Raw genomic sequence first — 23,243 nt, forward strand, 5'->3', positions numbered from 1 at the left:
CTGCCCGGACGTCGTTCGCGGGACAGCGGCGTTACGCCGTTAACTCACTCGGGCGAACGGCGGGGGAGCGGTTCGCCGGTGTTCTTCTCCAGGAACCGCAGCAGCTCCACGGGGAACGGCAGCACGAGCGTGGAGTTCTTCTCCGCGGCCACCTCGACGATGGTCTGCAGCAGGCGCAGCTGGAGCGCCGCCGGTGTCTCCTGCATGCGGCCGGCGGCCTCGGACAGCTTCTTCGACGCCTGCAGCTCGCCGTCCGCGGTGATGACGCGGGCCCGCCGTTCGCGTTCGGCCTCCGCCTGCCGCGACATCGAGCGCTTCATGCTCTCCGGCAGCGCCACGTCCTTGATCTCGACCCGGTCGATGTCGATGCCCCACGACAGCGCGGGCGTGTCGATCATCAGCTCCAGGCCCTGGTTGAGGTTCTCCCGGTTGGACAGCAGGTCGTCGAGCTCGCTCTTGCCGATGATCGACCGCAGCGACGTCTGCGCGACCTGCAGCATCGCGAACCGGTAGTCCTCGACGTTGATGACGGCCTTGGCCGGGTCCTGCACCTTGAAGTAGACGACGGCGTCCACGCGCACGGTCACGTTGTCGCGGGTGATGCCGTCCTGAGCGGGCACGGGCAGCGTGACGATCTGCATGTTGACCTTGCGCAGCTGGTCCACGCCCGGCACCAGCATCGTCAGCCCCGGCCCGCGCACGCCCTCCCGGAGCCGGCCGAACCGGAACACGAGCCCCTGCTCGAACTGCTTGATCACGCGCGCGCTCATGGCGAGGCCGATGGCGCCGAGCGTGACGAGTCCGCCGAGGACTTCGAAGATGACCATGAGACCCCGCCTCCACTCATCGGCGAATTCCCCGATCTCCCACGGTACGCCCCTAGGCGCAGGTCACGGTCGCGGCGGACCGGCCGTGCTGGTCCGTTCGGGGTGCTCGTCCCAACACCCGGAAAGTGCACTCCACCCGTCGGCACGCGTTAGTGTCGGAAGCATGCAAACCTGGTCATCCATTCCTGTGCCGCGGGTTCCGGGGGACCCCCGCCCGCTGCGGCTGTACGACACGGCTACGGGCGAAGTGCGCCCGACGGCGCCAGGAGACACCGCCAGGTTGTACGTCTGCGGCATCACGCCGTACGACGCGACGCACCTCGGCCACGCCGCCACCTACCTGGCGTTCGACCTCGTGCACCGGATCTGGCTCGACAACGGCCACAACGTGCACTACGTCCAGAACGTCACCGACGTCGACGACCCGTTGCTGGAGCGCGCGCTGCGCGACAAGGACGACTGGGTCGTCCTTGCCATGCGCGAGACGGCCCTGTTCCGCGAGGACATGGAGGCCCTGCGCGTCCTGCCGCCGCAGGACTACGTCGGCATCGTCGAAGCCATCCCGGAGATCGTCGAGGTCGTCGCGAAGCTGGTGGCCGACGGCCACGCCTACCGCGTGGACGACGACGAGTACCCGGACATCTACTTCGAGCACAACGCCACCGGCCGGTTCGGCTACGAGTCGAACTACTCCGAGGACACGATGCGGGCGCTGTTCGCCGAACGCGGCGGCGACCCGGACCGCCCCGGCAAGAAGCACCCCCTCGACGCCCTGCTGTGGCGGATGAAGCGCGAGGGCGAGCCCTCTTGGCCGTCCGAGCTGGGCGAGGGCCGCCCCGGCTGGCACATCGAGTGCAGCGCCATCGCCCACAACCGCCTCGGCATGGGCATCGACGTGCAGGGCGGCGGTTCCGACCTGATCTACCCGCACCACGAGTACTCGGCCGCGCACGCGGAGGCCCAGACCGGCGAGCACCCGTTCGCCCGCCACTACGTGCACGCGGGCATGATCGGCCTCGACGGCGAGAAGATGTCGAAGTCCCGCGGCAACCTGGTCTTCGTCTCCAAGCTGCGCGCGGAGAAGGTCGACCCGAACGCGATCCGGCTGGCCCTGCTCGCCGGCCACTACCGCGCCGACCGCCCGTGGACCTCCGCACTGCTCGACGAGGCCCTGGCCCGTGTCGACAAGTGGCGCAGCGCGGTGTCGCTGTCCTCCGGTCCGTCCGCTGTGGACACCGTGACCCGGTTGCGCGACCACCTGGGCAACGACCTCGACACCCCGCGCGCGTTGGCCGCCATCGACGCGTGGGCCGACGAGGCGCTGTCCGTTGGCGGGTCGGACTCACACGGACCGTCGCAGATCCGCACCGCCGTGGATGCGTTGCTGGGCGTGGAGCTCTAGCCGGACGAGCCGGTCATCGGCCCTGGGCTCCAGGGTCGATGACCGGCTCGTTCCGCACGGCCGTGGTCCGGTGCGGTCTTCCCTCACCTCACCAGGCCCACCTGATGCCGTAACCGTGGCCCGCCTGCAGCTCGGCGAAAGCGGCCCGCACCTCGCCGCCGTCGTCCACGGAGACGTAGTCCCGCCCGGTCTCGATCTCGTCGGCGTCCCGGTGGAACACGTGGTCGACCCGCCACACGGCCGCGGGCTTCCGGCTGCCGAACCGCGATACGAGCCGGAAGCGCTCGCACCTCCGCTCCGGCCAGAACACGTACCTGGGGCTCAGCCGGCCGTTCGGCACGCTGACCTGCAACACGAAGTCGTGCACCTCGCCGGACCGCAGCCGGCGGGGCAGACCGAGCCCCAGCACGAACCGCCGCGGCGACGGCCGCTCCTTCGACAACAGCTGTGCCCCGTGCAGCACCGTCACGTCCAGCTCCCCGGGGCTGTCGTCACCGTTGCGCGGCAGCGTGAGCGACCAGGTGATCCGGTCCAGCCCGTCGCGGTCGGCCACGATCGTCCTGCTCTCGGTGCAGCGCGGAGTGGTGCCGTCCAGGCTGAGCACGGCCTCGAACGCGCGCACGTGCCAGGCGTGCTCGCGGGAGGTCATCAGCGCCGGCCGGGGCGCCGCGACCGCGGCCTCGGCCATCCGGGTCAGCGCCTCGTCGATCCTGCGCCGGGACGTCCCGGGGCTGCGGTCCTGCTGCGCCGCGAGCCACTCGACCCGTTCCCGGAACACCCGGTGCGGGGCGTCCGGGTTGAGACCGAGGGCGGTGAGGACGGTGACGCGGACGTCGGCCGGTAGCCCACCCGCCACTGAGTGGACCCACTCGCCGACCTTGCGGCGCACCACTTCCGCACCGTCGAAGTCGGTGAGGTCGCAGAGCTCGCGCAGCACCGGGCCGACCGCGTCCTTCAAGTCGGGTGCGTGCACACCGGCCCCGCGCCGCATCCTCCGCAACTCCTCGGCCAGCGCCTCGTGGCTGAGCGAGCCGGCCGGAAGACAGGCCGTCCCCTGGAAGGACGCCCGGACCGCACCCGCGTTGTCCGCGGCACGGTCGTGCGCACGCACCCACGGTTCCCGCTGCCGCATCGGCACCTTGCAGGCGTTGAGGATCGTGTCCAGGCTGTCCAGCCTGAGTGGACGTGCCGTCGTCAGCCAGCGATGAGCGGACGTGTGCGTCATCGGGTGCCCGGCCGCCGCTGCCGCGTCGCACAGCGCCTTGGCCCTGAACACGCCGGACTCGTGCGCCAGCAGCACCACCTCGTCGTGCAGGCTCTCCCACGAGTCGGCGCGTTCCGGGCGCGGCGGCCGGGTCGATCCCTGGCTGCGCGCCTTCTCCCGGCGCCACACGTGCCCCGCCTCGACCACGGCGTCGTCCCGCCCGCACCCCTCGACGAAGGCGATGACCAGATCGAGCGAGGGCATGACCTTCCCGCTGAGGGCTTCGGACAACGACGCCTGCGAATAGCCGGTGTCCGCCGCGAGCCGGGTCAGCGTCAGGTCGGCGTTGCCGGTGTAGAGGCCGCGCAGGAACCCGGCCACCACGCCGGCCGGGCTGTGCTCGTCGCGGATCGGCTTCAGCCGCTTCTGGCCCACTCACCTCACCCGGCCCTTCGACGACCTCTCGATGAAGATCGCGGTCGTGGCCGTGATGGCGACGAGGAGGGCCAGGGAGAGCACGAGGCGCGTTTCCGCCTCGGCGTCCCGCACCTCCGGGGGACGGACGCGGAGCAGCACTGACTGCAATGGCGGGGGTACCGCGCAGATGATGGGAATCACCGAATCAACTCTCTCGGGTTGCGGTCCGGACGAATCGGCGTAACTGGCGTCCGGGAGCTGCCGTCTCCCGGATGCCGCTCGATTGGTACCGCTGGCCCGAAGCGCGCGGCAAGGCATTCGGGCTGTTCACCGAAGATGCGCGGCGATGTTCGGTGCGGAGCCCACGGGGACCCGGTGTTCTTCGGCTCTGGACCCACCGGCCGGGCCCACCGCTCAGATCGTCGCCATGTGCACTGATCAGCCCGCTGGTCGAGCTGTGGGCGGACTGACCAGGATTTGACGCGGATTTGGCCACGATCTCGACTGCGCTTCGCGCGTCGCGCGGTGTCAAGATGGGGTCACCTTCGCGGGCGAAGGCACCGAGTCTCGCTGCGGTCCAGACGAGTTCGGTCGACAGCCCCCTTGCTGCCGCTTGTGGGAGCCGTCAACGCGATGTGGGGTGCCCGGAGAACGGGCACCCCACATCTTTCACGGAAGCGTCCGACTTCGCGCAAGGCACAGCAACGAGGAACCGCCCCCGGCACGGATGCCGGAGGCGGTCCTCAACGCACAGCCGAGGCTCAGACGTCGAGCGTCCAGCTGGTCAACGTGCCCGTGTCCAGGAACGCCGCGTCACGCACGCGCAGCGTCCAGGTGCCGTTGGCGGCCTCACCGGACAGGTCCTTGGTGTAGGTCTCGTTGATGTTGTCGGCCGAGCCGCCGCTGCGGTTGTGCAGGTTCACGACGGTGCCGTCCGGCGCCACCAGGTCGACGACCAGGTCGCCCTTGTAGGTGTGGGTGATGGCGACCTTGACGGTCGAGCCGGCCGAGGCGTTGCCCGCGCAGCCGGAGACCACGATGGTGCTGGTCACCGTGCCGAGGTCCGGGATCGCGGCCGGGGTGGAGTTGGTGCGGGCGTCACAGCTGCCGCCCACGGCGTTGACGGTCCAGGAGAAGGTGGCCGAGCCGGTCTTGCCGGTCGAGTCGGTCACGGTCGCGGTGACCGAGGAGGTGCCCGCGGTGGTCGGCGTGCCGGAGATGGCGCCGGAGGAGGACGCCGACAGGCCGGCCGGGAGACCGGTCACGGACCAGGTGTACGGCGGGGTGCCGCCGGAGGCCGAGAGCTGCAGCGACACCGGGGTGCCGACCGTGGAGGTCTGCGCACCGGGGTTGGTCACCGCCGGGTTGCCGGGCTGGCCGCCGCCCCACAGCGTGTAGAGCAGCTTGTTCGGGGTGTTGGCGCCGACGTTGGTGATCTTGTTGGGGGTCGAGGCCGCGTCCAGGCCCGCCCAGACGGCGGCGGGGGAGTCGGTCGGGTGCGTGGCGAGCCACAGGGCCACCGCGCCCGCGACGTGCGGGGTGGCCATCGAGGTGCCGGAGATGTTGTTCGTGGCGGTGTCGTTGGTGTTCCACGACGACACGATGTTCTGGCCCGGCGCGTAGATGTCCGTGCAGGAGCCGTAGTTCGAGAACGAGGCGCGCGCGTCGGTGTTGGTCGACGCGTTGACCGTGATCGCCTCGGTGACGCGGGCGGGCGAGGTGCTGCAGGCGTCGGTGTTCGAGTTGCCGGACGCGATCGCGTAGGTCACGCCGGAAGCGATGGAACGGCGCACGGCCGCGTCCAGGGTGGAGTCGGCGCCGCCGCCGAGCGACATGTTCGCGACCGCGGGCTTCACCGCGTTCGCCGTCACCCAGTCGATGCCGCTGACGACACCGGCGGTGGTGCCGGAGCCCTGGCAGTTGAGCACCTTCACGGCGACGACCTTGGCGGCCTTCGCGAGGCCGTACTGCGAGCCCGCGATGGTGCCGGCGACGTGCGTGCCGTGGCCGTTGCAGTCGCTGTTGTTGCCGTCACCGGAGGTGTTGGTGCCCCAGGTGGCACGGCCGCCGAACGTGGCGTGGGTGGTGCGGACACCGGTGTCGATGACGTACGCCGTCACGTTCGACGCGGTGGTGTCGTACTGGTAGCTGTTGCTCAGCGGCAGGTCGCGCTGGTCGACGCGGTCCAGACCCCATGACGGCGGGTTCTGCTGGACGTCGAGCATGTGCACCTGGGCGTCCTGCTGGACGTAGGCGACGCGCGGGTCGGCTGCCAGGCGTGCCGCCTGCTTCGCGGTCATGTTCACCGAGAAGCCGTTGAGCGCGTGCTGCCAGACGTCGCGCACCTTGCCGCCGTAGCGACCGGCCAGGTCCGGAGCGGCGGCCCTCGACGCCGTGCCGGCCTTCAGCGAGACGATGTAGCTGTCCTGGACGACGTCGGCGCGGTCGGCGCCGAGAATCGTGCCGGTGATTTCCTGAGCTGAAGCGGTGGGAACCACGGCGGCGGCCAGACATGCGGCAGCGGCGGCGGCGAGTCCCGCACCCAAGACTCTTCGCATTGCAGGGTTCTCCCTCGTGCAGGGAACAGGGTGTCCTGCACGCTAGACCAAACCCGCAGGTCAGAGGGATAGACCGGTACGACGCAACTGTTGACGTTTTTGCGTGTGCATGTCAACGGACGAATCGCTCACCCGCAGTCACGGAAATAGACCGAGAGAGCGCATTTGAATTCCCTATACCAACTCGACCGCCGAAGTCCAACCCGTCGATCGGCCCTACCGGCCGGTAGGCAGCACGACATAGCGTCACCCGGACGGAGGAACGAACTGATCGGGCAGTTCGCCGCCTGGGGACGCCATGCATCCGGTGTCGTGCGAGCTGTGTTGCAGCACAGCCATCCCCCTCATCGCCGCTGCCCGGTCCGGTGTTACTCCCGGCCCTGCACGAGATCGAAAGATGAGGAGAAGTGCCTATGAAGCGCATTGCCTTCGCGGCGGTCGCCGTCCTGGCGGGTGCCTTCGCGGCGACGGCATCCCCTGCCGCTGTTGCCGCGCCGGAACCGTCGGCGGACCTCTTGGCCGCGATGCAGCGCGACCTCGGCCTCACCGCTGGGCAGGCGGCGGATCGGCTGCGCCAGGAGAGCGCGGCCGCGGTCCTGCAGCACGTCGCACGGGGTCTCGCCGGTGACGACTTCGGTGGCGCGTGGTTCGACGCGGCCACCGGCAAGCTCGTCGTGGGCGTGACCGACGAGGTCAAGTCGCAGCGGCTGCGCCGGCTCGGTGCCGAACCGAGGACGGTGGCCAACTCGGCCGGCGACCTCGACTCGGCCAAGGCGAAGCTGGACGCGGAGAAGGCCCCGGCCGAGGTCACCGGCTGGTTCGTCGACACGAGGGCCAACGTCGTCACGGTCACCGCGAAGCGCGGCCAGGCGCAGGCCGCACAGGCGTTCGCGGCCAAGGCGGGCGCGCTCGCGAAGGTCGTCGAGACCGACGAGGCACCGCGGTTGCTCAAGGACATCCGCGGCGGTGACGCGTACTACATCAACAACGCCGGTCGCTGCTCGGTGGGCTTCGCGGTGCAGGGCGGGTTCGTCACCGCCGGTCACTGCGGCTCGTCCGGTGACTCCGTGGCCGGTGCCGACCGCACCGCGCTCGGCGCGTTCGAAGGCTCGTCCTTCCCGGGCAACGACTACGGGTGGGTCAAGGCCAACTCGTCCTGGACGCCCACGGCCAAGGTGAACCACTACGGCGGCGCCGACGTCGTCGTCTCCGGCAGCACCGAGGCCGCGGTCGGCGCGTCGATCTGCCGTTCCGGCTCCACCACGGGCTGGCACTGCGGCACGGTCTCGGCCAAGAACCAGACGGTGAACTACCAGGAGGGCTCGGTCAGCGGCCTCACGCGCACCGACGTGTGCGCGGAGCCCGGTGACTCGGGTGGCTCGTGGGTCAGCGGCACGCAGGCGCAGGGCGTCACCTCGGGTGGCTCCGGCAACTGCACCAGTGGCGGCACGACCTACTTCCAGCCGGTCAACGAGATCCTCTCGGCGTACAACCTGACGCTGGTCACGGGCTGACGTCCGGCACACGGCTGAGAACGCCCGCGGGTCCCTGTCCCCGCGGGCGTTCCGCGTTCACGACTCGCGGTCGGCGATCCACTTCTCGCGGTGCGCCTTCCAGCGCTCGATCATCGACCCGAGCTCGCCGTGGCAGAACCGGAAGAACTCGCGGGTCTCGTCCAGCCGCGCCCCGGCGTCGGTGTGCGTGCCCAGCGCCGTGACGCCCTCCGACAGCACCTCGTCGATCATCCCGAGCATCTGGTCCTTGCGGAACGTCGCCTCGTACCAGACGTCGTCGCGCATCCGGTACACGTCCCGGCGCGAGCCGGGCTCCCGTTCGCGGCTCACGATCCGGACCTGGGTCAGGTAGCGCACCGCGCCCGACACCGCCGCCGGGCTGATCTGCAGCAGGTCGGCGATCTCGGCCGAGGTGAGCTTGCCGGAGTCGGTCGTGAGCAACGCCGCGAGTATCCGTGCGGGCATGCGGGCCATGCCCGTGTCCGACAGGATCGCGCCGAACCGTTCGACGAACTGGCTCACCGCCTGCTGGTCACGCTGGGTCACCCTGGTCACCGCGGCATCATCCCCTTCCGTCAGCCGATCGGGCAAAATTTACGGACTTCACGAAGTTGTGAAACAAGCGTAGCTTACCGGCCATGACATCTGCGATATCCGTGTCGGGCCTGGTGAAGACCTTCGGCCCGACGCGTGCACTGGACGATCTGAACCTGGACGTCCGGACCGGTGAGGTGCACGGCTTCCTGGGACCCAACGGTTCCGGCAAGTCGACGACGATCCGGATCCTCCTCGGCCTGCTGCGGGCCGATTCCGGCACCGCGCGGCTGCTCGGCGGCGACCCGTGGAAGGACACCGCGTCCCTGCACCGCCGCCTCGCCTACGTCCCCGGCGACGTGAACCTCTGGCCCAACCTGACCGGCGGCGAGGTCATCGACCTGCTCGGACGCCTGCGCGGCGGGCTGAACCCCGCCCGCCGCGCCGAGCTGCTGGAGCGCTTCGAGCTGGACCCGCGCAAGAAGGGCCGCACCTATTCCAAGGGCAACCGGCAGAAGGTCGCGCTGGTCGCCGCGCTGTCGAGCGACGTGGAGCTGCTGATCCTGGACGAGCCGACCTCGGGCCTCGACCCGCTGATGGAGGCCGTCTTCCAGGACTGCATCAACGACGAACGCGCGCGCGGCCGCACCGTGCTGCTGTCGAGCCACATCCTCGCCGAGGTCGAGGCGCTGTGCGACCGGGTGAGCATCATCCGCAACGGGCACGTCGTCGAGACCGGCACGCTCGCCGACCTGCGGCACCTGACCCGCACCTCGATCTCCGCGGAGCTCGCCGGCCCGCCCGACGGCCTGGCGCACCTCGACGGCGTGCACGACCTGGTCGCCGAGGGCAACCGGGTGAGGTTCGAGGTCGACTCGGACAAGCTCGACCTCGCCCTCAAGCAGCTGGTGTCCACCGGCGTGCGCACCCTGACCTCGCAGCCGCCCACGCTGGAGGAGCTGTTCCTGCGCCACTACGAGGACGCCAAATGATCGGCACCTGGCAGCTCGTGCGGCTGGCGTTGCGCCGCGACCGGGTGCTGCTGCCGGTCTGGGTGCTGTTCCTGGTCGGCGTCACCTACTCGACGACCACCGCGCTGGAGGAGCTGTACTCCTCGCAGGAGTCGCGGGCGCTGCTCGGCGCCACCGCGAACGCCAACTCCGCGTTCCTCGCGATGCTCGGCCCGTTGCACGACTGGTCGTCGCTGGGCGGCCTGGTGGTGTGGCGCTGGGGCGTGTTCTCCGGCCTGTTCGTCGCGATCATGGCCATGCTGGTCGTCACCCGCCACACGCGCGCAGAAGAAGAGGCAGGCCGCACGGAGCTCATCGCCGCCACGGTCGTCGGCCGGCACGCGCCCCTGGCCGCCGCGGTGGTCGTCGCGGGCGGCACGAGCCTGCTGATCGGGCTCCTGCAAGCGCTCGCGCTGATCGGCAAGGACCTCGACGCGGCCGGCTCGTTCGCGTTCGGCCTGTCGACGGCTTCGGTGGGCCTCGTGTTCACCGGCGTCAGCGCCCTGACCGCCCAGCTGTCGGAGAACTCGCGCGTGTCGAACGCGGTCGCGGGCGGCTTCCTCGGCGTCACCTACCTGTTCCGCGCGGCCGGCGACGCCGCGGGGGAGTCGGGCCCGCAGTGGCTGACCTGGCTCTCGCCGATCGGCTGGACCGAGCACGTGCGGTCGTTCGGCGACGACCGGTTCTGGGTGCTGCTGCTCCCGCTGGCGGCGTTCGTCCTGCTCGTGGGCCTGTCGAGCTACGTCGTGACCCGCCGCGACGTCGGGCTCGGCCTGCTGGCCGCGCGGCCCGGCCCGGCGCACGGCACGATCGGCAGCCCGTTCGGCCTGGCCTGGCGGCTGCAGAGGGGCTCGCTGATCGGCTGGTCGATCGCGTTGTCCGGCGTGGGCGTGATCTACGGCAGCGTCGCGCAGGCGGTCGGGCAGATGGTGCAGGACAACCCCGCGCTCGGGCAGGTCGTGCAGCAGATCGGCGGTGCCGACGCGATGGTGGACGCGTTCTTCGCGACCGTCACGCAGCTGCTGGGCCTGATCACGTCGATCTACCTGGTCCAGGCGGTGCTGCGGCTGCGGTCGGAGGAGACCTCGCTCCGGGCGGAGCCACTGCTCGCCACCCCGGTGTCGCGCTCGGGCTGGGTCGCCTCGCACGCGGTGTTCGCCCTGGTGGGCGGCGCGGTCGTGCTGGTGGCGGCGGGCCTGGGGCTTGGCCTGGTCTACGGAGTGCAGACCGACGACCTGGGCGGTGTGCTGCCGCGCATGGTCGGCACCGCGCTGGTCCAGCTCCCGGCGGCCTGGGTGGTCGCGGGCGTGGCGCTGGCGCTGTTCGGGGTGTTCCCGCAGCTCACCGGCGTGAGCTGGGCGGTGGTGTCGGTGTCGCTGGTGCTCACGCTGCTCGGCCCGGCCCTGCGGCTCGACCAGTGGGTGATCGACCTCGCGCCGTTCACCCACGTCCCGAAGTACCCGGACATCACCTTCGAGCCGCTCGGGTGGCTCACCGCGGTCGCGGTGGTGCTCCTGGCCGCGGGCTTCGCCGGCTTCCGGCGCCGCGACCTGACCACGTGACGACCGCGGGCACGACGACCAGCAGCGCGGCGGGCACGAGGAAGCCCGCGAGCGGGTGGGCCTGGTAGAGCGGGACGAACGCCAGCGGGGCCGCGGCGGCACCCATGAAGCGCAGCGACTGCACGACGCTGACGCTGCCGCCCCTGTTGGCGTTGTCGCTCTGCAGCACCAGCGCGTTGATGCTGACCAGCACGCCCTGCGCCGCCGCACCGGTCAGCGCCCACGCGACCACCACGAGCGCCGCCAGCGGGGCCGTGCCGACCGCGGCGACGAGACCACCGCCGAGCGTCGCGCCGACGACGACGGTGGTGGTCGCGCCGAACCGGTCGATCGCCCTGCCGATGTGCCGGGCGGTCAGGAACCCGACGACGCCGAACCCGGTGAGCAACAACCCGCGTTCACCGGCGCCGAGCCCGAACACGTCGTCCAGCCGGAACGCCACGAGGAACGACAGCCCGCCCAGACAACCCCAGCCGATGAACGCGATCAGCGCCGGCCGCAGCGTGCTCGGCACGAACGCGCTGCGCAGGCTCGCGTCCCGCTCCGGTTCGGCGTCGGTCTGCGGCACTCCCAGCACGGCGAGCCCGGCCGCCACGACCGCGATCACCACGAACGCCAGCCGCCAGTCGACCTCCGCGCTGAGCCCGCCCACCAGCGGCGCCGACGTCTGCCCGGCCGCCTGCATCGACCCGAACAGGCCGAGCGCGCGCCCGAGCTTCTCCTTGGGGGTCGAGGCGGCGATCACGGCCAGCAGCACCGGCGTGGTGAACGAGTTCGCCGCACCCTGCAACGCCCGCGAGGCCAGCAGCACCTCGAACGTCCACGCGCTCGCGGCCAGCAGGGACGTGACGGCGTAGGCGACGTACGCGATCCGGACCGTGCGCTGCGGTCCCCAGCGCTGCGCGAGCGTGCCGGACACCAGCATCAGCACCGCGAACGGCACGAGGTAGTAGGTGAGCGTCGAGGCCGCCGCACCCGGCGAGCGGCCGAAGCTGCCGCCGATCTCGGGCAGGACCGACGTGGTGACGGCGCCGCCGAACGGCCCGATCAGTGCGCCCGCGTACAACCCGGCGCGTGCCAACCGTCCCACGGACACCTCCGCCGTTCACCCTAATCGGGCCGGCGGCACAGATGCTTGCCGGGTGCTAACTTTCCCCGCCGTCCCGGCTGAGGGCATCTGCAAGTACCACCAACCACCCTGCTGGTGGTACTTGCAGACGCCCGGAAGGTCAGCGTGGACCGGTCGACGGCCAGCCGGGGCCGCGGCCACGACGGCGCAGGTAGCGCTCGAACTCGGCCGCGATGTCGTCACCGGAGGCCTCGGTGATCTGCATGGCCGCGTCGCCGCGCTCCTCCAGCGCACGCACGTAGTTGCGCACGTCCTCGTCCTCGTCGGCCATCTCGGAGACGGTCCGCTCCCACTCCTCCGCCTGTTCGGGCAGCGCGCCGAGCGGGACCTCGATGTCGAGGACCTCCTCCACCCGGTGCAGCAGCGCGAGCGTGGCCTTGGGGGAGGGCGGCTGCGACACGTAGTGCGGCACGGCGGCCCAGAACGAGATGGCCGGGATGCCGGCCCGCACGCACGCGTCCTGGAACACGCCGACGATGCCGGTCGGGCCCTCGTACTTCGAGTGCTCCAGGCCGAACTTCTCGGCGGCGTCCGCGTCGTAGGCGGTTCCGGTGACCGGGACGGGGCGGGTGTGCGGCGTGTCCATGAGCAGGGCGCCGAGCGTCACCACGGTCGTCACCCCGAGCACCTCGATGTGGCCGAGGAGCTCGTCCGCGAACTTGCGCCACCTCATGTTCGGCTCGATGCCGTGCACGAGGACCACGTCGACGGAAGAACCGGGCGGCCGGCACACCGAGAGCCGCGTCGTCGGCCAGTCGACCCTTCGGGTGACACCGTCCACCATGCGGACCGTGGGCCGCGTCACCTGGAAGTCGTAGTAGTCGTCCGGGTCGATCTCGGCGAGCGGGGTGGCGTCCCAGGTGAGTTGCAGGTGCTCGACGGCGGTGCTCGCGGCATCGCCGGCGTCGTTCCACCCCTCGAAAGCGCAGACCATGATCGGGCTCGTGAGCGGTTCGCGCGGGTTCGCGGGGGTCGGGGAGTCCTGGGACGGATCGTTCACGGCGCCAGACTACGGCCTCCCCCAGCCAAGTCATCGTAGGCTTGGCCCATGCCTGATCGTGGATCCTCGCCGTTCCTCGAAGCGCTGGTGAACCGGGTTGTGGTCGCCGACGGCGCCATGGGCACGATGCTCCAGGCCGCCGACCTCTCGCTCGACGACTTCTCCGGTCTCGAGGGCTGCAACGAGATCTTGAACGTCACCCGGCCGGACGTCGTGAAGGCCGTCCACCGCGGTTATCTCGAGGTCGGCGTGGACGCCGTCGAGACCAACACGTTCGGGGCGAACCTCGCGAACCTGGCCGAGTACGACATCGCCGATCAGATCCACCACCTGTCCGAACGCGGCGCGGCACTGGCCCGCGAGGTGGCCGACGAGTTCAGCACCCCCGACCGGCCGCGGTTCGTGCTCGGCTCGGTCGGCCCCGGCACCAAGCTGCCGACGCTGGGCCACGCCCCGTACGCCACGCTGCGCGACGCCTACGTGGAGCAGTGCCGCGGCCTGCTCGCCGGCGGCGTGGACGCGATCATCGTCGAGACCTCGCAGGACCTGCTGCAGACGAAGGCGTCGGTCGTCGGCGCCAAGCGCGCGATGACCGCGGAGGGCCGCACGGTCCCGATCATCGCCCAGGTCACCGTCGAGACGACCGGCACGATGCTGCTGGGCTCGGAGATCGGTGCCGCGCTGACCGCGCTGGAACCGCTCGGCATCGACCTGATCGGCCTCAACTGCGCGACCGGCCCCGCCGAGATGAGCGAGCACCTGCGCACGCTGGCCAAGCACGCCCGCATCCCGCTGTCGGTGATGCCGAACGCCGGCCTGCCCGAGCTCGGCCCGAACGGCGCCGTCTACCCGCTCTCCCCGGAGGAGCTGGCCCGTGCGCTGGCCGGGTTCGTCACCGAGTTCGGCACCCGGCTCGTGGGCGGCTGCTGCGGCACGACCGCGGAGCACCTGCGCCAGGTCGCCGCCGCCGTGCGCGACCTCGGCCCGCCCGCGCGCCGGCCGCGTCCCGAGCCCGGGGTGTCCTCCCTGTACCAGTCCGTCCCGTTCAAGCAGGACGCCTCGGTGCTGATGATCGGCGAGCGCACGAACGCCAACGGCTCCAAGGCGTTCCGGGAGGCGATGCTCGCCCAGAAGTGGGACGACTGCATCGAGATCGCGCGAGACCAGACCCGCGAGGGCGCGCACCTCATCGACCTGTGCGTCGACTACGTCGGCCGCGACGGCGAGGCGGACATGCGGGCGCTCGCGTCCCGCCTGGCCACCGCGTCGACGTTGCCGGTCGTGCTCGACTCCACCGAGCCGGACGTGCTGCGAGCGGGCCTGGAGTGCCTGGGCGGCCGGTGCGCGGTGAACTCGGTGAACTACGAGGACGGCGACGGGCCCGACTCGCGGTTCCAGAAGATCATGCGGCTGGTGTCCGAGCACGGTGCCGCGGTCGTGGCGCTGTGCATCGACGAGGAGGGCCAGGCGCGCACCAGGGACTGGAAGGTCCGCGTCGCCACCCGGTTGATCGAGGACCTGACGACGAACTGGGGCCTGCGCCGCTCCGACATCATCGTCGACTGCCTGACGTTCCCGATCTCCACCGGCCAGGAGGAGGTCCGCCGCGACGCGGTCGAGACGATCGAGGCGATCCGCGAGCTCAAGCGCCGCTACCCGGACGTGCAGACGACGCTGGGCCTGTCGAACGTCTCCTTCGGACTCAACCCGGCCGCGCGCCAGGTGCTGAACTCGGTGTTCCTGCACGAGTGCGTGCAGGCGGGCCTCGACACGGCGATCGTGCACGCGTCGAAGATCGTGCCGATGGCGCGCATCCCCGACGAGCAGCGCGCGGTGGCGCTGGACCTGGTCCACGACCGCCGCCGCGAGGGCTACGACCCGCTGCAGAAGCTGATGGAGCTGTTCGAGGGCGTCACCACCAAGTCGAACTCCGCGTCGCGCGCCGAGGAGCTGGCCGCGCTGCCGTTGTTCGAACGGCTGGAGCGCCGGATCGTCGACGGCGAGCGCAACGGCCTGGAAGCGGACCTGGACCTCGCACTGGACGAACGCCCGGCGTTGCAGATCATCAACGACACGCTGCTGGCGGGCATGAAAACCGTCGGCGAGCTGTTCGGCTCCGGCCAGATGCAGCTGCCGTTCGTGCTGCAGTCCGCCGAGGTCATGAAGACCGCCGTCGCGCACCTCGAACCGCACATGGAACGGTCCGACGACGGCGGCAAGGGCCGCATCGTGCTCGCCACGGTCAAGGGCGACGTGCACGACATCGGCAAGAACCTCGTCGACATCATCCTGTCCAACAACGGCTACGAGGTCGTGAACATCGGCATCAAGCAGCCGATCAACGCCATCCTGGAGGCCGCGCAGCAGCACCGCGCGGACGCGATCGGCATGTCCGGCCTGCTGGTCAAGTCGACCGTGGTCATGAAGGAGAACCTGGAGGAGATGAACTCCAGGGGCGTCGCGGCCCGCTGGCCGGTGCTGCTCGGCGGCGCCGCGCTGACCCGCGCCTACGTCGAGAACGACCTGACCGAGATGTACCTGGGCGACGTCCGCTACGCCCGCGACGCGTTCGAGGGCCTGCGCCTGATGGACGCGATCATGGCGGCGAAACGCGGAGAGACCCCTCTGGTCGACCCGGAGGCCCAGGCGAAGGCCGCCGAGCGCAAGGCCCGCCGCGAACGTGCGCTGCGCATCGCCGCGGCCCGCAAAGCCGCGCCAGGAGAGGAAGAAGCGGGAACCGGTCGTTCCGACGTGGCCACCGACAACCCGGTGCCGGTGCCGCCGTTCTGGGGCAGCCGCGTGGTGAAGGGCATTCCCGTCGCGGACTACAGCGCGCTGCTGGACGAGCGCGCGACGTTCATGGGCCAGTGGGGCCTCAAAGGCACGCGCGGCGGCGGCCCGACCTACGAGGAGCTCGTCGAGACCGAGGGCAGGCCACGGCTGCGGTACTGGATGGAACGCCTTGCGACAGAAGGTGTTCTTGCCCACGCCGCGGTCGTCTACGGCTACTTCCCGTGCGTGTCCGAGGGCAACGACCTGGTCATCCTGACCGAGCCCTCCCCGGACGCGCCGGAGCGCTTCCGGTTCCGCTTTCCGCGCCAGAAGAGGGATCGGCGCCTCTGCCTGGCCGACTTCTGGCGCGCCCGCTCGTCGGGTGAGGTCGACGTCATCGCGTTCCACCTCGTGACGATGGGCCAGCCGATCGCCGACTACGCCAACGAGCTGTTCGGCAAGAACGCGTATCGTGAGTACCTGGAGGTCCACGGACTGGGGGTCCAGCTCACCGAAGCGCTGGCCGAGTACTGGCACAAGCGCGTGCGCGAGGAGCTCGTGTGGCCGGCGGGCGGGTCAGTGGCCCAGGAAGACCCCGCCGCCGTCGAGGAGTACTTCAAGCTCGGCTACCGCGGCGCGCGGTACTCGTTCGGCTACGGCGCCTGCCCCGAGATGGAAGACCGCCGGCGCGTCGTCGACCTGCTCGACCCGGCCCGCATCGGCGTCACGCTGTCCGAGGAACTCCAGCTCCACCCGGAACAGTCCACCGACGCCTTCGTGGCGCACCACCCGGAGGCGAAGTACTTCAATGTCTGACCCGCAAGCTGTCCTGTGGGACATGGACGGCACGCTGCTGGACTCCGAGAAGCTGTGGGACATCCCGCTCTACGAGTACGCCGAGAAGCTCGGCGGGATCCTGTCGCTGGAGACCCGCGAACGCATGGTCGGCAGCAACGTCCCCACGACGATGCGCCTGCTGTTCGCCGACGTCGGCATCGAACCGACCGACGCCGACATGGCCGACGGCGCCGCGTGGATCTCCCGCCGCACCGAGGAGGTCTTCCGCACCGGTCTGCCGTGGCGTCCGGGCGCTGCCGAGGCGCTGCGCGCGGTGCGGTCGTCCGGCGTGCCGATGGCGCTGGTGACCTCCACCGAACGGTCGCTGACCGAGGTCGCGCTCGACACCATCGGCCGCGACCTGTTCGACGTGACGGTGTGCGGCGACGAGGTGGACGGTCTGAACAAGCCGCTGCCGGAGCCGTACCTGAAGGCGGCGCGGTTGCTCGGCGTGGACGCGGCCGGGTGCGTGGCGGTCGAGGACTCGCCGACCGGTGTCGCCTCTGCGGTGGCGGCCGGGTGCACCGTGCTGGTCGTGCCGTGTGACGTCGAGGTGCCGGCGGGGGAGCGGCGGGTGTTCCGCGACTCCCTCGTCGGCGTCGACCTCGAAGTGCTGCGCGCTCTTTAGAGAGCCGCGACGGGTGCCTTCGCCCGGCGTGTCGCCGGATCGACCAGCAGGCCGAACACCACGCCGAGACCGACGTGGAGCGTGGCCAGCTGGGCGAGTGAGCTGAGGCGGAACTGCCACAGCACGGCCACCGGCATGTCCGCCGGGATCGTGTCCGGCGGCGCGGGGAACGCCACCAGCACCACCGCCACCGCCGCCACGACCGCGAGCAGCACCGCGGTCACGCGGACCGGGTGCGGCTGCGCGGCCAGTGCCGAGGCGAGCCAGCTCGCTCCCCAGACGATCGCCAGACCGGCCACCACCACGCCCAGGTACAGCGCGGTGCGGTAGTTCACCGTGTCCGGGTCGCCCACCGCGGGCGGGTTCGCCGGGTACTTCAGCCACGGCAGCAGCGCCACCGCACCGAACACGGCGACTCCGAACGCGGTGCTGCGGGTGAACGGCGTGCGGTCGGCGAACCAGCGCTTCGACAGCGCGTAGGCCGTGGCGAACACCAGGCCGACGGCGATGCCGACGATCACCACGCCGAGCATGCCGCCCGCGATCTGGACGCCGCGGCTGACCAGCCCCTCCTCGCCGTGCGAGTGGGAGTGGCCGTCACCGGCGGGGGCGCGGGCCTCCTCGACCGCCAGTGCTGCGCGGATGGGGATCTCGGTGACCAGGAGCTGCACGAGCGCGGAGGCGGTACCGGCGATGGCGCCGGCCGCGAGTCCGCGCAGTGCGATCGACCTGTACGTGGTCGTCATCTGCGTGATCAGCGGATCAGTGGCAGGGAACGCCGAGGGCGTGGCGGCCGTCGTGGAAGAACTCGTGCAGCAGCTCCGAGCTCGCACCGAGAGCGAGGCCGTTCTCCTGCAGGACCAGGTAGGTGACGATCAGGCCGAACAGTGAGACGGCGAAGGCCCACTTGGGCACGCGGACGGCGGACAGGCTTGCTGCGGGGCTCGTCATGACGGGCTCCTCCATACCTCGTGGAAGGTGAAACTCCTTACGGCGCCGCAGCCGGTCTCCTGACTCCCGGATCAACGCTGCCCCCGCGTCTTCCCAGCCCCTCGCGGGACCAGTGACGTGCTCGGCGGGGATCGCTTCCCGGTCACAGTGGCGAGGACCGCGCCGGATTTCCACCGGCTTCCCGTCACTGCGGCGCGTGCACCGTAAGGTGAACGGCGGTTCACGCACAACCGGCCATAAGAGTTGTCGTCTTCATCACTTCACAAGAGGGCAGTCCCCGCACTTCCCACCTGCGGCAACGCGGTAGTAAAGGCAGCACGACCGGCGCAGGAACGCGACCTCGTCGGGCAGGGTGACGAATTCCCCGGCACCTTCGAACGGTGGCGCTGCCATGAGCCGGTTGCCGCGTTCCTCCGCTTCCTCCGCACTCAGCGCACCCGCTCGCACCACCATTTTCAGCGCGCCCGCGATGTTCGACATCGCGTTGCCCCACAGCAGACCGCGTGCCACGGGCACGACCGCGTGGACCGCCTCCACGACCGGTGCGAGCGCCTCCGCCGGGCGCGGGCCGAGCCGCGGGGTGTCGATGCGGACGCTCAGGCCGTTGCGGCGGTGGTGCTGCCACCACAGGTTCTCCGGGCGCACGTCGATCGGCAGGTCCGTCGCGGTGAGCGGGCTGAGCAGCCGCGCGGTGTAGCTGAGGAAGAACAGGCTGGCGGCGACGCGGGGCTCGGCGGCGTTGTAGCGGGCCGCGATCGCGTCGATGGTCTCCCTGAGGGCGGGGCCTTCGAGCAGTGCCGTCCCCGGCAGCCACGAGTCGTCCGGACGGCCCACGTCCAGCGCGAAGAACGGGTTGATGCCGCGCACCTGGCGCAGCGCTGCGAGGACTTCGGCGAACTCCGACACAGATTCACGCTACTGGGTGTCCATGCAGGACAGATCACGTCCACGGGCTGGAACAGAGGTGACCGCGGTGTGGACCACCCGTCCGGAGGTGGGAGGATGTGCCCCCGTGAAGACCTTCGACTCGCTGTTCGCCGAACTGACCGAACGAGCCCGCACCAAGCCGGAGGGTTCCGGCACCGTGGCTGCGCTTGAGGCCGGCGTCCATGCGCAGGGCAAGAAGGTCCTGGAGGAAGCGGGCGAGGTCTGGATCGCCGCCGAGTACGAGTCCGACGAGAAGCTCGCGGAAGAGATCTCGCAGCTGCTGTACCGCCTCCAGGTGATCATGCTGGGCCGCGGCCTGACCCTCGACGACGTCTACAAGTACCTCTGACGGAGAGCTGACCGATGCTGCGCGTAGCAGTCCCGAACAAGGGCGCGCTCGCCGAACGCGCCTCCGCGATGCTGACCGAGGCCGGTTACCGGCAGCGGCACGAGCCGCGCGACCTGACCGTGCTCGACCCGAACAACGAGGTCGAGTTCTTCTTCTTGCGCCCCAAGGACATCGCGATCTACGTGGCGTCCGGTGACCTCGACCTGGGCATCACCGGCCGCGACCTGGCCGCCGACTCGGGCGCCGATGACAACGGCTCCTCCGTCGAGGAGCTGCTGGCACTGGGCTTCGGCGGGTCCACCTTCCGCTACGCGGGCCCGCGGGGCACCGACTGGACGGTCGAGGACCTGGAGGGCAAGCGGCTCGCCACCGCCTACCCGAAGCTGGTCGGCCGCGACCTCAAACGCCGCGGCATCAACGCCACGGTGATCCGCCTCGACGGCGCGGTCGAGATCTCCATCCAGCTCGGCGTGGCCGACCTGATCGCCGACGTCGTGGGCTCCGGCCGCACGCTGCGCCAGCACGACCTGGTGGCGTTCGGCGAGCCGATCTGCGAGTCGGAGGCGGTCCTCGTGCACCGCGCGGGCTCGGAGCTCTCGCCGGCCAAGAAGCAGCTGCAGGCCCGCCTGCAGGGCGTCGTGTTCGCCCAGCAGTACCTGATGCTGGACTACGACTGCCCGCGCACGCTGCTGGACGAGGCGATCAGCCTCACGCCGGGCCTGGAGTCGCCGACGGTCGCGCCGCTGGCCGACGAGAACTGGGTCGCGGTGCGGGCGATGGTCCGCCGCCGCGACGCGAACCGGGTCATGGACGAGCTGGCCGCGATCGGCGCCAAGGCGATCCTGGCCTCGGACATCCGGTTCTGCCGCCTGTGATCCTGGAGCACGCCGTGCTGGACGTCCTGCCCGGACGTGCGGCGGAGTTCGAGGAGGTCTTCGGCGAGGCGCGGGAGCTGATCTCCGCCTCGCCGGGCTTCCTCGGCCTGCGGCTGTCGCGGTGCCTGGAGGACCCGAACCGGTACCTGCTGCTGGTGCAGTGGGAGTCGGTCGAGGCGCACACGGTCGGGTTCCGCCAGGGCCCGTCCTACGCCCGATGGTCGGAGCTGCTGCACCGGTTCTACTCACCGTTCCCGGTGGTCCAGCACTTCGAGGACCTCGGCGTCTGAGGTCTGCTCGAAGCGGTCGTACCACCGGCTCACCGCACCGAGGTGCCGCGGCAGGAGCACCGCCACCACGGGCGTGCTGAACGTGCGCACCGACTGCCTCGCGGCGACCGGCACGGCCAGCACCAGGCGGTTCGGCCCTCGTCGCTCCAGCCAGTGCAGGGCGGCCCGCGCGGTGACACCGGTGGCCAGCCCGTCGTCGACCACGACCACGTCCCGCCCCTCGACCACGAGCGGCGGCCGGTCCCGCCGGTACAGCGCGGTCCTGCGCGCGGCCTCGGCCCGTTCGCGGTCGCAGTCGGCGGCCAGCTGCTCCTCGGTGAGCCCGAGCGCTCTGAGCACCGCGGCGTCGTAGATCGGCGCGCTGTCCACCGCGACCGCGCCGACCCCGTACTCGGGGTGCCCCGGCGCGCCGATCTTGCGCGCCACCACCACGTCCAGCTCGGCCCCGAGGACGTCCGCGACCTCCGCCGCCACCGGCACACCGCCGCGCGGCAGCCCCAGCACGAGCGGGTCGTGCCAGGTGTGCTCCGCAAGCTGCGCGGCCAGGGCGCGGCCCGCCTCCCGCCGGTTCGCGAACCTCTTCACAGTCCCGCCGACGCTACGCCCCGTCCCCGTTCCCGCGGCACGCACGAACGGCGTAAAGCCGCTGGCAGCTACTTCACCTGGTGCAACGGCGCGGTGTGTTGGGACGACTTCTGAGCGCCTTCTGGTCTGCGCCACCTGGGAAAGGCGGCCGCACTCGTCCTGGTCGCGCTCGTGCCGGCCCTCACCAGCGAGACGCAGATCCGCACGCTGGGTATCGAGAGCAACGCCCTCGGGATGTCCACAGCAGACTGCGTGCCGAGTCAGCGTTCGCGCACGAACAGGGCCTGCGCCGTCGCCCCCACCGGCCCTTCCACGTCGTGCACGGTGCTCGTCGCCACCCCGACGCCGTCCGGCCCGATCGTGGTGCGCGCGTCCAGGCCGACCCACTCGCCGACGGGACGGCGGTGCAGGTGCACGGTCAGGTCGGTGTTGATGGCGTACCACTTGCGGATGTCCACGCGGGACGAGACACCGCTGGAGGAGTCGACGACGGCGAACAGCCGTTCCAGCGGGGTGATGGGGGAGCCCTCGACCACGTCGACCAGGGGGCGGGCCCACACCAGGGCGTCGCCGGGGGTGAAGATGCCGCCGGACAGGGAGAGCCACTCGACGGCGGAGAGGTAGCCGCCGCCCCAGTGCTCGGGGACCTCCATCGGCACCGCTGCCGACGGCGGGGGCAGCGGGACGCCGGAACCGCCGGCCACCGGGGTGGTGTCGGAGGTCGAGATGCGCCAGGCGCGGGCGACGAGGGCCGCGCGGCCGTTGTGGGACAGGGTGGCGGAGGCCAGCTCCACGGAGCGGCCGGGCCGCTCGACCGCCGTGGTGACGGTGAGGTCGGCCACCGGGACCGGGCCGAGGACCTCGAACGTCACGCGGGCCAGCAGCCGGTCGGTGTCCGACAGGGACCGCACGAGCAGTGCGGACGGCGGGCCGAGGTGCTGGCTGTCCGGGCCCCACGGGCCGACGGTGTGCGGGGTCGAGCGGTAGGTGTGCTCGTCCAGCGGGAGGTAGAAGGCGGGCATCAGTCGCGGTCCTGGAGGGGTTCGGTGTCGTCGGGCTCCGGCCAGCCGGGGTAGGGCGGCGGGGTGCCGTCGAACGCGGGGCAGAACGCCTTGTGGTCGCAGTAGTCGCACAGGCGGCTCGGCGACGGGCGGAAGTCGCCGGTCGGCGCGGCGCGCATGATGGCCTGCCAGATGGCTTCCAGCGTGCGTTCGAAGCGGGCCAGCTCCGACTCGTCCGGCGTGTAGGCCAGGGCCTGGCGGTCGGCGAGGTACATCAGGCGCAGCTGGCGGGGGACCACACCGCGCAGCCGCCACAGCACCAGGGCGTAGAACTTCATCTGGAACAACGCCTTGGCCTCGCCGATCTCGCGCGGCGCTGCGCCGGTCTTGTAGTCCACCACCCGGATCTCGCCCGTCGGCGCCACGTCCACCCGGTCGATGTACCCGCGCAGCAGCACGCCGGAGGGCAGCTCGGACTCGACCAGCAGCTCGCGCGACTCCGGCTCCAGGCGGCGCGGGTCCTCCAGGCCGAAGTAGCCGTCCAGCAGCTTCGTGGCCGACGCCAGCCACTCCACCTCCTCCTCACCACCGGGGACCTCGAAGAGCGTGGCGAACTCGGGCCGCTCGGCCTTCACCCGGTCCCACGCCGGCGCGATCATCGACCGCGCGCGGTCGGGCACCCGCTCGGCGGCGGGCAGTGCGAACAGGTCCTCCAGCACCGCGTGCACGACCGTGCCGCGCACCTGCGCCTTGGTCGGCCGCTCCGGCAGGCGGTCGACCGCGCGGAAGCGGTAGAGCAGCGGGCACTGCTTGAAGTCCCCTGCCCGCGACGGCGACAACGCGGGCCTGCGCAACGTGGTGCTCATGGTCC

Annotated in this window: 22 protein-coding genes and 1 riboswitch; of the genes, 9 read left to right on the forward strand and 13 right to left on the reverse strand. The window is 71.0% G+C overall.

Annotated elements, in window-relative coordinates; genetic code table 11:
- Nucleotides 1–44: 44 nt before the first annotated feature.
- Nucleotides 45–827 (reverse strand): slipin family protein, encoded by a 783-nt coding sequence (locus ACZ7CH_RS07125; protein WP_360387239.1) that lies wholly within the window; start codon nucleotides 825–827, stop codon nucleotides 45–47.
- Between the two features lie 163 nt (nucleotides 828–990).
- Between ACZ7CH_RS07125 and mshC the strand changes: the two genes are divergently transcribed.
- Nucleotides 991–2,229: a cysteine--1-D-myo-inosityl 2-amino-2-deoxy-alpha-D-glucopyranoside ligase gene (mshC, locus tag ACZ7CH_RS07130; protein WP_470368573.1), complete on the forward strand. Its 1,239-nt coding sequence runs from the start codon at nucleotides 991–993 to the stop codon at nucleotides 2,227–2,229.
- 88 nt (nucleotides 2,230–2,317) lie between these two features.
- On the opposite strand, the gene ACZ7CH_RS07135 is transcribed toward mshC, so the two are convergent.
- The 3 genes from ACZ7CH_RS07135 to ACZ7CH_RS07145 form a co-directional block, all read right to left on the reverse strand.
- Nucleotides 2,318–3,868 carry a helix-turn-helix domain-containing protein gene (locus ACZ7CH_RS07135; RefSeq protein WP_470368572.1) on the reverse strand — a complete coding sequence of 517 codons (1,551 nt, stop codon included), beginning with the start codon at nucleotides 3,866–3,868 and terminating at the stop codon, nucleotides 2,318–2,320.
- Nucleotides 3,869–4,009: a hypothetical protein gene (locus ACZ7CH_RS07140; RefSeq protein WP_360387246.1), complete on the reverse strand. Its 141-nt coding sequence runs from the start codon at nucleotides 4,007–4,009 to the stop codon at nucleotides 3,869–3,871.
- A gap of 602 nt (nucleotides 4,010–4,611) precedes the next feature.
- Complete coding sequence (locus ACZ7CH_RS07145) at nucleotides 4,612–6,408, reverse strand: S8 family peptidase (RefSeq protein WP_458433306.1); 1,797 nt, start codon at nucleotides 6,406–6,408, stop codon at nucleotides 4,612–4,614.
- 413 nt (nucleotides 6,409–6,821) lie between these two features.
- On the opposite strand from ACZ7CH_RS07145, the gene ACZ7CH_RS07150 reads away from it, so the two are divergent.
- Nucleotides 6,822–7,922 (forward strand): S1 family peptidase, encoded by a 1,101-nt coding sequence (locus tag ACZ7CH_RS07150; protein WP_470373341.1) that lies wholly within the window; start codon nucleotides 6,822–6,824, stop codon nucleotides 7,920–7,922.
- 57 nt (nucleotides 7,923–7,979) lie between these two features.
- Here the strand turns inward: ACZ7CH_RS07150 and ACZ7CH_RS07155 are convergent, their stop codons facing one another.
- Complete coding sequence (locus ACZ7CH_RS07155; protein ID WP_360387255.1) at nucleotides 7,980–8,468, reverse strand: GbsR/MarR family transcriptional regulator; 489 nt, start codon at nucleotides 8,466–8,468, stop codon at nucleotides 7,980–7,982.
- A 92-nt stretch (nucleotides 8,469–8,560) separates the two neighbouring features.
- Here ACZ7CH_RS07155 and ACZ7CH_RS07160 point away from each other — a divergent pair, with 92 nt between their 5' ends.
- Nucleotides 8,561–9,448 (forward strand): ABC transporter ATP-binding protein, encoded by an 888-nt coding sequence (locus ACZ7CH_RS07160; protein ID WP_360387258.1) that lies wholly within the window; start codon nucleotides 8,561–8,563, stop codon nucleotides 9,446–9,448.
- The gene (locus tag ACZ7CH_RS07165; RefSeq protein ID WP_470373342.1) at nucleotides 9,445–11,028 is read left to right on the forward strand and encodes an ABC transporter permease; all 1,584 of its coding nucleotides are present in this window, start codon (nucleotides 9,445–9,447) and stop codon (nucleotides 11,026–11,028) included. The genes ACZ7CH_RS07160 and ACZ7CH_RS07165 overlap by 4 nt, the downstream gene beginning before the upstream one ends.
- On the opposite strand, the gene ACZ7CH_RS07170 is transcribed toward ACZ7CH_RS07165, so the two are convergent.
- Complete coding sequence (locus ACZ7CH_RS07170; RefSeq protein WP_458433303.1) at nucleotides 10,958–12,118, reverse strand: MFS transporter; 1,161 nt, start codon at nucleotides 12,116–12,118, stop codon at nucleotides 10,958–10,960. The two genes, ACZ7CH_RS07165 and ACZ7CH_RS07170, sit on opposite strands and share 71 nt — an antisense overlap.
- A gap of 139 nt (nucleotides 12,119–12,257) precedes the next feature.
- Nucleotides 12,258–13,091 carry a PAC2 family protein gene (locus ACZ7CH_RS07175; protein ID WP_458434437.1) on the reverse strand — a complete coding sequence of 278 codons (834 nt, stop codon included), beginning with the start codon at nucleotides 13,089–13,091 and terminating at the stop codon, nucleotides 12,258–12,260.
- A gap of 114 nt (nucleotides 13,092–13,205) precedes the next feature.
- Here ACZ7CH_RS07175 and metH point away from each other — a divergent pair, with 114 nt between their 5' ends.
- Together metH and ACZ7CH_RS07185 are read left to right on the forward strand one after the other, a co-directional pair.
- Nucleotides 13,206–16,745, forward strand: coding sequence for a methionine synthase (gene metH, locus ACZ7CH_RS07180; protein WP_470373343.1), 3,540 nt, complete (start codon nucleotides 13,206–13,208; stop codon nucleotides 16,743–16,745).
- The gene (locus tag ACZ7CH_RS07185) at nucleotides 16,738–17,394 is read left to right on the forward strand and encodes an HAD family hydrolase (RefSeq protein ID WP_470373344.1); all 657 of its coding nucleotides are present in this window, start codon (nucleotides 16,738–16,740) and stop codon (nucleotides 17,392–17,394) included. The genes metH and ACZ7CH_RS07185 overlap by 8 nt, the downstream gene beginning before the upstream one ends.
- Here ACZ7CH_RS07185 and ACZ7CH_RS07190 read toward each other — a convergent pair.
- The 3 genes from ACZ7CH_RS07190 to ACZ7CH_RS07200 form a co-directional block, all read right to left on the reverse strand.
- On the reverse strand, nucleotides 17,391–18,140 hold the full coding sequence (locus ACZ7CH_RS07190) for a CbtA family protein (protein WP_470373345.1): 750 nt from the start codon (nucleotides 18,138–18,140) through the stop codon (nucleotides 17,391–17,393). The two genes, ACZ7CH_RS07185 and ACZ7CH_RS07190, sit on opposite strands and share 4 nt — an antisense overlap.
- 16 nt (nucleotides 18,141–18,156) lie before the next feature.
- Complete coding sequence (locus ACZ7CH_RS07195) at nucleotides 18,157–18,345, reverse strand: CbtB domain-containing protein (RefSeq protein WP_470373346.1); 189 nt, start codon at nucleotides 18,343–18,345, stop codon at nucleotides 18,157–18,159.
- A 32-nt stretch (nucleotides 18,346–18,377) separates the two neighbouring features.
- A riboswitch (cobalamin riboswitch) is annotated at nucleotides 18,378–18,552 on the reverse strand.
- Between the two features lie 48 nt (nucleotides 18,553–18,600).
- On the reverse strand, nucleotides 18,601–19,251 hold the full coding sequence (locus ACZ7CH_RS07200; protein WP_470373347.1) for a (2Fe-2S)-binding protein: 651 nt from the start codon (nucleotides 19,249–19,251) through the stop codon (nucleotides 18,601–18,603).
- Between the two features lie 106 nt (nucleotides 19,252–19,357).
- On the opposite strand from ACZ7CH_RS07200, the gene ACZ7CH_RS07205 reads away from it, so the two are divergent.
- From ACZ7CH_RS07205 to ACZ7CH_RS07215, 3 genes are read left to right on the forward strand one after another with little or no spacing between them, the layout of a single operon-like run.
- On the forward strand, nucleotides 19,358–19,621 hold the full coding sequence (locus ACZ7CH_RS07205; protein ID WP_065920430.1) for a phosphoribosyl-ATP diphosphatase: 264 nt from the start codon (nucleotides 19,358–19,360) through the stop codon (nucleotides 19,619–19,621).
- Nucleotides 19,622–19,635: 14 nt separating this feature from the next.
- Nucleotides 19,636–20,496, forward strand: a complete 861-nt coding sequence (gene hisG, locus ACZ7CH_RS07210; protein ID WP_360387278.1) for an ATP phosphoribosyltransferase — start codon at nucleotides 19,636–19,638, stop codon at nucleotides 20,494–20,496.
- On the forward strand, nucleotides 20,493–20,786 hold the full coding sequence (locus ACZ7CH_RS07215; protein ID WP_360387281.1) for an antibiotic biosynthesis monooxygenase family protein: 294 nt from the start codon (nucleotides 20,493–20,495) through the stop codon (nucleotides 20,784–20,786). Before hisG ends, ACZ7CH_RS07215 begins: the two co-directional genes overlap by 4 nt.
- Here the strand turns inward: ACZ7CH_RS07215 and ACZ7CH_RS07220 are convergent.
- From ACZ7CH_RS07220 to ACZ7CH_RS07230, 3 genes are all read right to left on the reverse strand, one after another.
- Nucleotides 20,742–21,371 (reverse strand): phosphoribosyltransferase, encoded by a 630-nt coding sequence (locus ACZ7CH_RS07220; RefSeq protein ID WP_470373348.1) that lies wholly within the window; start codon nucleotides 21,369–21,371, stop codon nucleotides 20,742–20,744. The genes ACZ7CH_RS07215 and ACZ7CH_RS07220 overlap by 45 nt on opposite strands.
- Before the next feature lie 260 nt (nucleotides 21,372–21,631).
- Entirely contained in the window at nucleotides 21,632–22,393 is a 762-nt protein-coding gene (locus ACZ7CH_RS07225; RefSeq protein ID WP_470368561.1) for a thioesterase family protein, read from the reverse strand.
- Nucleotides 22,393–23,238, reverse strand: coding sequence for a RecB family exonuclease (locus ACZ7CH_RS07230; RefSeq protein ID WP_360387286.1), 846 nt, complete (start codon nucleotides 23,236–23,238; stop codon nucleotides 22,393–22,395). The genes ACZ7CH_RS07225 and ACZ7CH_RS07230 overlap by 1 nt, the downstream gene beginning before the upstream one ends.
- Between the last annotated feature and the right edge of the window lie 5 nt (nucleotides 23,239–23,243).

Source organism: Lentzea sp. NPDC037011 (assembly GCF_055607425.1).